This window comes from Marinimicrobium sp. ARAG 43.8 (assembly GCF_050113635.1).
GTDB lineage: Bacteria > Pseudomonadota > Gammaproteobacteria > Pseudomonadales > Cellvibrionaceae > Marinimicrobium.
In genome coordinates this window covers 1-9,354 of record NZ_JBNJLT010000016.1, presented here as the reverse complement: position 1 = coordinate 9,354, position 9,354 = coordinate 1, and the positions used below count along the sequence as shown (strand labels likewise).

Sequence of the window (9,354 nt, the reverse complement as noted above, 5' to 3'; positions counted from 1 at the left end):
GCCGCTGTCAGGGTGGTTTTACCGTGGTCCACGTGACCAATGGTGCCCACGTTGACGTGGGGCTTACTGCGTTCAAATTTTTCCTTCGCCATTGCGAGCGCCTCCTCACATTCAAGCTATACAGATGGGTTAACCATTCCGCGCACTCAGGGCCTCGCCACAGCTGACAAGACGCCACAAGGACAACGGATACTCAGACAAAAACGCCAACAGAGGCACAACCTCTGCGGCGCTAATGTGGAGCTGATGAGCAGATTTGAACTGCCGACCTCACCCTTACCAAGGGTGTGCTCTACCAACTGAGCTACATCAGCCGTAACCTGTTTAAGACCTCGAACACTGCTGCATCAGGATGGAGCGGGCAGCGGGAATCGAACCCGCATCATCAGCTTGGAAGGCTGAGGTTCTACCATTGAACTATGCCCGCAGATCGCTTGCCCGTTCAGGGCGCCTGAGCGCTGCCCACTACTTTCTGGTCTTTTACCGGTCTCTTTACTACCGGCCTTTTTGCGCCACACAGCCAATAGACTGGCGCAAAATCGGTAAACAAATGGTGCAGGGGGGTGGATTCGAACCACCGAAGCTTGCGCGTCAGATTTACAGTCTGATCCCTTTGGCCACTCGGGAACCCCTGCCAAAACAGTCGGCATTGTCCGGCCCATATCTCTGCCTGTCAACCGGAAAATATAATATTTTCACGGAGTTACATGCAGGATCTCAGAAAAAGTGGAGCTGGCGAGAGGAGTCGAACCCCCGACCGGCTGATTACAAGTCAGCTGCTCTACCAACTGAGCTACGCCAGCGCTTTTTCTGCCCACGTCTCAACGTGGAGGCGGGATTCTAGAGAAACTTTTACTCTGACGCAACACCCGGACACAAATTTTGTCGACGCTCCAGCGTCGAGCCTGCGGGGATAAGCTGTGTCCAGAGGCTGTCATCCAGAGCGGCGGCCTGCGCAGAGGGCATTGTAAGCCAGAGTTCACGGTGGGTTCGCTCAATCTCATGAATTTTTGCGTCGTAACCTTGCTGGCGCAAAGCTTCTTGCCGCGCCACCGCCAAAGCCTCGCGACTAAACATGCCGAATGAAATGCCATTGGCAAGCTCTCCGCGGGGAATGACATAGCTGTCAATTTGTTTCGCTTGCAGCTCATGTAGACGAAGTAACGCCGCTCTCTGAGACAATTCCGGTGGCAGATGCACCCAGTAGCCGCGCCCGTCGGAGACGGTTAGCGGCTCCAGGCTCACATCAATATCCAGGGCTCGCAGCCGGTCAAACGGGGCTTGCGCCTCCTCCTCAGCCCCATAGGGACCAACCAGTACACACAACGGAGGTGCCAGCGCCTCAATGGGAGCCACCTCCGTCTCGGCACGACGTGGCAATTCTCTTGCGGTCTCAGACAGTAGCGTCAGCGAAGCGCCCCCCGCTACGGGCGACACCTCTTCCGGAGACGCCACAGGCCTCTCCTTCTCACCTGCCGAGAACCAATGAGCTGCCAACAGCCCGAGGTTGATCATTACCAATACCAGAAAAATTGCCCGCATAACGCTCCGCGCTTACCCAATCCCCATCAACCGGCACGGCGATGTGCAACAGCCAACCCATCCAACACAATGTCCGGCCAGCGCTCCGCCTCCGGCAAAAATTTCGCTAGCAGCGCGCCATCCCCACCGGAGAGAATGAGATGAGCATCACGTCCGGCCAAAGAACGCGCACGCTCAATCAGCCCCAGCATCATCGCGACCAACCCACCTTCCACGGCACTCTGCGTATTACAGCCAAGCGCCAGTGACGCTTGCCCCTTTTGGGCAGGGCTGACCTGAACCCCCGCCGTTCCGGCACCCAGTGACTGGCACATTAACCCCCAGCCCGGCCCGATAAAGCCTCCCCGGTGCATTCCAGCACCATCAAGAACATCGGCCACCACGGCGGTTCCCGCTTGAACCAGCACGACTGGCGCCTTGTGCCTCGAACGCGCCGCCAGCAACCCCAACCAGCGATCAACCCCTAGCCGCGTCGGATCGGAATAAGTGACCGTAACACCAGCCCGGCGACGCATAGGCTGAGCAAACCAGACGGGTACCGTCCAGCGCTGCTCCAGCCACTGCCGAAGCCGCTGATTGTCCCAAGCGGAACGCACACTGCTAACCCGCACCAACTGCGGACGGGATTCCAGCTCGGACCCGGCACTCTTGTCACGCCTGACGACCAATGCCAAATCCTCCAAATCGGTCAGCGAGTTCGCCGCCAAAATTGTCGCACCCTGGCTAAGACGCCACTTCAGCCGGGTATTACCCCAATCAATATCCAGAATCACTTTACGGGTCTCATGGATAGTTCCCCGCCATGACAAAGCGTGTACTCGCCCTCCACCTCAAGCCGCAGGGCTCCGCTCTCGTCAACTCCGCGGGCAATGCCAGATCGACTACTGGTACCCGAACTCACCAGAACTTCGCGGTTTCTAAACGCATCACGGCACTCCCAGCGCTGCCGCCAACTCGAGAATCCCTCATGATGATAATCTTTCAACAGCAGAACCAAACGTTCAATCAGTCCCGCCGCCACCTGGTGTCGTCCAGGCACTTCGCAACCCTCGGCCACACAGGCAGTCGCCAGGTCCACCCAGGGCTGCTCAATGCTCAGTGCCGCCGACTCAGGCATCGCCATATTCAATCCAACGCCGATCACAACACAGCAATGACCTGCGGGATCACCCGTCATTTCCAGCAGTATGCCCGCAAGTTTTTGCTCGCGCCAGAGAAGGTCGTTGGGCCACTTGAGACCAAGATCCTTCAGTCCCAGCGCCGCCAGCTGCTCGCACAAGGCCACCCCTACCGCCAGGCTCAATCCCTCCAGTTGCGTCGCGCCGCCGTCAAATCCCCAACTAACGGATAAATACAGGTTTTGACCAAATGGGCTTACCCAGGTGCGCCCCCGCCGCCCACGGCCAGCGGTTTGTTGCTCAGCCAGGCAAATATACCCGCTTTGTCCTTCTGCGGCCCGGAGCATTGCGCGAGCATTGGTCGAATCCGTGACAGAGAGCACATCGAGCGCCGTCACAAGCCGGTTGGCCTCAAGGGAAAGCGCCTCCCGCAGACGCCTCTCGCTCAGAAGCTCAAGGCCACCCGTCAGGCGGTAACCGCGCCCTCGTACCGACTCCAGCGGCAAACCCACTTCGCCAAGCTTGCGCAGTTGCTTCCATACCGCCGCACGGCTGATGCCAAGCCAATCACCCAACTCATCACCCGAGTGGTATTCACCATCGGCCAAGCGCTGCAACAGCTGATGCAACGTGTGCTCATCGCGATTAGCCATCTCGGTTAAGGTACTCCCTCTCATAGCGCCCAGCCAGGCTAGTAAGCACTTCATAACCCAGAGCTCCGGTGCGGTGCGAGATTTCAGCTACGGTCAGGGATGCCCCCAACACCTGTATTTTCGCTGGGCCGCGGATCGGCAATTCTGCGCCAGTGATATCAAATACCGTGGTGTCCATGGAGATTCGTCCTACCACCGGCACGCGCTGCCCGCTGAGATATCCGTATCCCCCTTCCCGCCCGATGGTTCGATTCAGCCCATCCGCGTAGCCTCCCGCCGCTACCGCCAACCGGCGGCCCGCCGGTAAGCAGGCTGTAGCGCCATACCCAACGCTGCTTGATTGGGTCAGCTCGCGTATTTGCAGTATTGGCAGCTCCAGAGTCACCACCGGAGCCATGTGGGGCTGCTGCCCCCAATGTGGATCGAAACCGTACAAACAAGCCCCCGGTCTCGCCAAGTCGAAGTGCCAGTCGCTGCCCAAAAAAATGCCGGCGGAGTTGGCCAGACTGCAACGGCTGCGGGGGAATCGTGCTTTTGCAGCGCGAGCCACACCTGTGAATCGCGCTAACTGTTCTCGGTTCATGGGATGATCCGCTTCATCGGCGCAGGCCAAGTGGCTCATGAACATTGCCGGATGACAGGCTTGTAGGAGCCCGGGACGCTCCATTAGAGCCACCCATTCTTCCAGACTAATCCCCAGCCGTGTCATTCCGGTATCAATTTTAACGGCCGATGGCGACACCACATCGGCTTCGTCACAGATCGCGCCCCAACGTTCAATGGCCTGCACGCTGGATAAAACGGGAACCAACCGACCATTGATACACTCCCGCTCCGCTCCGTAGGGAACCCCCCCCAGAATGAACAGGTTTGAGTCGTGCGGCAGGTAACTACGTGCAGCTTGCGCTTCTGGCAAGGTGGCAAAAAAGAAATCCCGACACCCTTGTCTGTACAACGTATTGCCCAGCACTTTGGCGCCCAGACCGTAAGCGTCGGCCTTAATGACCGCCGCCGGCGATTTACCCAACGCCTGTCGAACCATCAACCAGTTACTGCGCACAGCGGCTAAATCAATAGAAAGCGTTCCCGTGGCTGCGGCCATTAGCATTTCAATCCAGATTCAAGGAAAAGTCGCATCTAAGCAAACCTTGGCCGGAAAATCCAGATGGGCATCCCGCGAGAGGTAAAAAAGAGGATAAAAAAGAAAGGCTGCTAGAGAAGAAGGTGAGCGAGAGAAACGAGCAGGAAGCCCCACTTCAAAGTGGAAGCGGGGCTTCTTAAGTGGCTGACTTCTAGCGACGGAAGTGATGAAGCGTGTAGAAAACGCTCATCGGCACACCATCGTGATCTGACGTCAGCGCTTCAGCGGTCACCTCCAGATAATACACTCGCCCCGTCTGCTGAGGGTGCACTTGGGGTATCTCTGTTGTTTCCAGTGTGAGGGTGACAGATTTGCGGTCATCACTGATGTTCAGATCCGCAATGGCTTCTTCCCGAAGCCCCAGCCGTTCAGAACCGTAATCGGGAGCATCCCGATACGTCCAGGAACTCATTGCCAGCCCGCTGCGCAACGCCTCATCAGACAGGCTTCCAGGCAGCGGGCGTACAAAATGAACGGTGAATCCGTTCTCTGTAACATTCATGCGCTGAATAGCTTGTGGAGCTTTGTCCCCGCGCCACACCAGTCGCTGCAAACTAGCAACATGCCCGCCTTTAGCCTGCCAGCCCCGTCCAGTTTGCCCCAACAGCAAGCTGCCATCGGGCAAAAAGATGGGCCGCATAGCGCCAGAAGCCAACTCCCGCGCAAACGGCATGGCTCCGCCTTGTACCGTGCCATCGGGCAGAGTTTCCAGAGCCACACGGAACAGGTTGGACTGCGTTTGATCGCCAATCAGCATCTGCCCCTCGAAAGGCCCAAATTGTCCTTTGGTAAGATCCCAAACGGGATGGCCTGGCGAATTGGCCAAAAGGTTTTGTGGCATTAACAACAATTCCGGAGGACGCTTGTCCTGCACTTTCTCCCAGGCAATTTCAGGAGAGTCTGGCGTCATTCCCGGCAAGTCGACAAGACTTGAGGGATGGCCATAAAACTGACCTTCTTTCAACACGAAAAGCTTTGAGGTGCCAACAAACTCCCCCTGGTTTTCGGTGATCCATATTTGCTTGTCCGGTCCAACAGTCCACCCAGCGGCGCTGCGCAGGCCGTACGCCCAGGGTTTCACATCGCCGTCGGGCGTAACACGGAATGCCCAACCGCTGTACCCGCCCTGAGAGCCCATGTACAACCCGTCAGCCTTGTAAACCGAGTCATCCGTGTGAGCCAAATTCAGCCCGAAGTAATAGGCACCATCCGTACCTTTAACCGGGCCGTGCATATAGGTGTGGTAATTGTTGTGGTAGCCGAAACCGTCAAAAAGCGTTTCAAACCGGTCCGCTCGCTTATCGCCATTGGTATCTCTAACGCGGGTCAGCTCCGCTTTTTGAGAAACCACCAAATCCAGGCCGTGTTTATCTTCAATCACAACACCCAGGCTGTCGAAGAGGCCTTCAGCGAACAGGTGCCATTCACCGTCCACAATACGCCATATACCGGCAGTCCGTGTTACCACGACAATCGTGCCATCTTCAGCGACCGCGAGACCGAGTGCTTCAAACAACAGGTCCCGTCCGTAATTGTCTTTCGGCGGCAGATAATCCTCAATCGCATAGCCGTCCAGCAGCGCTGCGTCGGACGGCACGATTTTCAGCGGCTGCCGGGCGTACTCAAAATCGGTCGCAGGCGGGCGCCAAGGGTTGCTGGAAAGCTTAATTTGCGCTGTCAACGTTACCGGCCGTCGGGTTTTTGCTGGCAGCTCCCAGATTCCATCATTAACCCGGCCTTTGGAAACACGGACGTTCGTGAGCAACGCTTCGGATAACTGCAACTGCTGTTTGTCTTTCAAAGAGCCAGACACTGTCAGAGTAAGCTTACCGGTTGACTCAATCGCCAGTCCCATGCTGAACCGGTTTTTCCCTACCTCGACATCGAAATCAGGAGACTGCTCTGGAGATGTTGAGTCGATTCGGTAACCGCGAAAGCGGGCATCCACTGAGGCGATCTGGTCTGAGAAGTCCTCTTTGGCATAAAGCGTGTCATGCACTGTTTCCATATCGCCGAACACCGCATCCTTGAACGAAAAGTCCACCGGTTCTCCTGACGGCAACAGGGGGGCAAACAACACCTCTCCGTTCAAGTCAATTTCGCGACTGTTGTACCCCATGGCGAGCCCACCACCACCGCGGTTACGTAACTCACCCTCCATATTGAGGAAGCCGCCCTGCCAAAGTTTAACAACGCCCAACACTCGAGGATCAAAACTGTAGTTAACCCCATTCGGCAAGCCCACGTGAATCGCACGCCCAGAAGTGCCCTGCATCGGACCGCGCTGCACCTCGGCTTCATCAAGCACCAAACGCTGCAAACCATCCGCTAGCGGGTCATAAGCTTCCGGGCCACCCTCTGCGACCAACTGAACAACCGGGCCCTGAACAGAAAGGGGGTTCAGGGTGGTCAGGTAGGCGCCGATGGCATCCAGCTCGCTATCTTTCAGGGTATCTTGTGAATAGGCTGGCATGATGGGCATAAATGCCTCACCGTCGTTTGAGCCACTTTCACCAATCGCAATTTCGGTGTCCGGCTCACGTACGCTGTGATGCAAGTAACTACGATCAGCTTTCAGGGTAAAGCGTGTATCCGAATCTCCTTCTTTAACCAGACGGTCACGAGCGGGATTCTGAAACAGTCCAAAGAGGTTAGGGCCGGCTCGCACAGAGGCCTCACCCTCATTCACCGCGTGACAGGAGGAGCAGCCGAGTGCTTTGAACGTTTTCTCTCCCAGCGCCACAAAGTCCTGCAGCTCTTTCTCATTGGTATCACCGCCACTCTCTGTCGGTAACGTGACACTCCCGAAGTCCGCATGTGCCACACTCACATTGCGCACGGCCACAGGCCCTTTATGAACTTTCAACATCAAAGGCCCGGAAGAGGTTTCCCAGGCATTGATCGAACCACGCGTAAAACCTGTGGCGATAGTATTGCGTTGGACGGTCTCTCCATTGACAGTCACTTCCAGGAACAGCGCCGAATCGGTTTTCTGCCCCGCTTCGTTATAACGCGGTGCACGAAACCGAATTTCCACGGTTTGCCATTCGCCAGCCGCTTTGGCTGCGTTTGAGGATGGGATAACGCCAGCATAAGCCTGCGGCTCGCGATGTTCACTCCAGCGAGGAGCCAAGGCCCCCATATCCGACACTTCGTTTTTAGCGTTGCCATCTGAGGGGGCGAGTACAATCTCATAACGCCCCTGAAGGTAAAGGCCCGCACTTGCGTCCTCAGCCAACCAAACCTCCAGAGAAACGATGGAGTCTCCCAGGGACTGCTGAGATAACAACGGTTCTGCCTCTGTCTCTTCAGAGAACAAAAGTACGTTGGCCGAATTCTCATCTGAAGCCTCAGCACCGTCAACGCTCTGCACCCATTCCCAGGGAGCCTTTACGTCAAAAGGCGTTGATACCAGAGAGAGTGCGGGCAGGGAAACGGCGCTCATCACCAGCAACAGCAGGAATTGACCGATTTCCTTTATTGTTATTCTGGACATAGTAATACCTCAAAAACATGACGACTCTTCGGTCGTGTCGGACTTAGGGTTGTGGCTCTCCAGCAAACGCTTCCAGGAGATACATCGAGCTTATTCGAGGTCAACTCGAAACAGAGATATAAAAAACCCGGCCAGGGAAATGCCGGGTTTCCATTACGGTAATCGCTACTTGGCGAGCAAGCGCTTACCAAGGGCGTGAGTCTTACAGCTCACGTACCCAAATGTTGCGGAAGCTAACCGCGGCATCATGATCCTGCAGCGCTAAAGGAGCACAGCCGTGCGCTTCGTATGAGGGCTCACCGATCCAGGCAGTAGCACCTTGGATTTCGAAGTGATTTTGTACCAGTACCCCATTATGCAGCACCGTGACGTATCCCGGAGACTCTAGCTCTCCGCTCTCGTCGAAACGAGGGGCTGTGTAAATAATGTCGTACGCCTGCCATTCACCAGGCTCACGGGTAGCGTTAGCCAGCGGGATAGACTGTTTGTACACAGAGCCAGCCTGACCATTGGGGTAGGTCTCATTGTCGTACGAATCCAGCACCTGGATTTCGTAGCGCTCCTGGAGAAAAATGCCACTATTCCCGCGGTTCTGCCCATCCATTCCTTCGATATCGGTTGGCGATTTCCACTCCACGTGAAGCTGAATGTCACAGAACTCTTGCTTGGTACGGATGCCGCCCTGTTTGCGCGCCACTGTGGCAACACCATCGCTTACTTCCCAAGCAGGTTTCCCGCCCTTTTCCGCTTCCCATTCGGACAAGCCATTTTCACCCAACAGGACAATCGCGTCTGAGGGGACGCCATTGGCAGGACTGTCAATGACTGGAGGTACGGGCTCCCAGACTTCCGTCTTTTCCGCCTGCTGCCATGGCTCTAACGCCTCATCAGCCTTAGCAGGTTCGGAGTCAGCACTGCATGACATCATCATCGTACTGCCCAACACGACAGCGCCTAGGGTTTGGTAGTAGTTGTGAGTGAGCTTTCGCATCTTTATTACTCTCTTTTTTGGGCTCCGGAACGAGTCGCCAATCTTCGTCAGAAGGTCAGGACAAGGTGGTGAATTGCCGATTCACCCGGAGATTGATTTTATAACATATAAAAACAGTTTCATACAAGAAAAACTGCTCCCATCTAATGGGACGCCATTGTATCACTTCGAGCCAAATATCATGTTTTAAAGAGCGCACGTTAGAGGATGACTCAGGACCAAGTGCCGTCAGGCGCTAAGCGGTAATTAGCAGAGGGAGAAAAGGGGGGTTAAGATGGCGAGCGAAGAATACGGGGCGCAAAAAAATACCCCGAGCCATGACTGACTCGGGGTATTGGTGTTAGAAGCTTGACGATGACCTACTCTCACATGGGGAGACCCCACACTACCATCGGCGCTAAGTCGTTTCACTT

At 55.9% G+C, this 9,354-nt stretch carries 7 protein-coding genes and 4 tRNA genes; all 11 read right to left on the bottom strand.

The window, feature by feature from the left end; genetic code table 11:
• A partial coding sequence (locus tag ACQCLF_RS15805; RefSeq protein ID WP_018694456.1) for a GTP-binding protein occupies positions 1-92 on the bottom strand: 92 nt, incomplete at its 3' end.
• Positions 93-238: 146 nt separating this feature from the next.
• Positions 239-314 (bottom strand) — tRNA-Thr (locus tag ACQCLF_RS15800).
• A 39-nt stretch (positions 315-353) separates the two neighbouring features.
• Positions 354-427 (bottom strand) — tRNA-Gly (locus ACQCLF_RS15795).
• Between the two features lie 124 nt (positions 428-551).
• A tRNA-Tyr gene (locus ACQCLF_RS15790) sits at positions 552-635 on the bottom strand.
• A gap of 92 nt (positions 636-727) precedes the next feature.
• Positions 728-803 (bottom strand) — tRNA-Thr (locus ACQCLF_RS15785).
• Between the two features lie 49 nt (positions 804-852).
• On the bottom strand, positions 853-1,542 hold the full coding sequence (locus tag ACQCLF_RS15780) for an SPOR domain-containing protein (RefSeq protein WP_426989021.1): 690 nt from the start codon (positions 1,540-1,542) through the stop codon (positions 853-855).
• A 26-nt stretch (positions 1,543-1,568) separates the two neighbouring features.
• On the bottom strand, positions 1,569-2,315 hold the full coding sequence (locus tag ACQCLF_RS15775) for a type III pantothenate kinase (RefSeq protein ID WP_426989019.1): 747 nt from the start codon (positions 2,313-2,315) through the stop codon (positions 1,569-1,571).
• The gene (gene birA / locus ACQCLF_RS15770; protein ID WP_426989017.1) at positions 2,312-3,313 is read right to left on the bottom strand and encodes a bifunctional biotin--[acetyl-CoA-carboxylase] ligase/biotin operon repressor BirA; all 1,002 of its coding nucleotides are present in this window, start codon (positions 3,311-3,313) and stop codon (positions 2,312-2,314) included. Before birA ends, ACQCLF_RS15775 begins: the two co-directional genes overlap by 4 nt.
• Positions 3,306-4,415, bottom strand: coding sequence for an alanine racemase (alr, locus tag ACQCLF_RS15765; RefSeq protein ID WP_426989015.1), 1,110 nt, complete (start codon positions 4,413-4,415; stop codon positions 3,306-3,308). The genes birA and alr overlap by 8 nt, the downstream gene beginning before the upstream one ends.
• Positions 4,416-4,605: 190 nt before the next feature.
• Positions 4,606-7,950 (bottom strand): family 16 glycoside hydrolase, encoded by a 3,345-nt coding sequence (locus ACQCLF_RS15760; RefSeq protein WP_426989013.1) that lies wholly within the window; start codon positions 7,948-7,950, stop codon positions 4,606-4,608.
• Between the two features lie 202 nt (positions 7,951-8,152).
• Positions 8,153-8,941, bottom strand: coding sequence for a 3-keto-disaccharide hydrolase (locus ACQCLF_RS15755; RefSeq protein ID WP_426989011.1), 789 nt, complete (start codon positions 8,939-8,941; stop codon positions 8,153-8,155).
• Positions 8,942-9,354 lie beyond the last annotated feature (413 nt).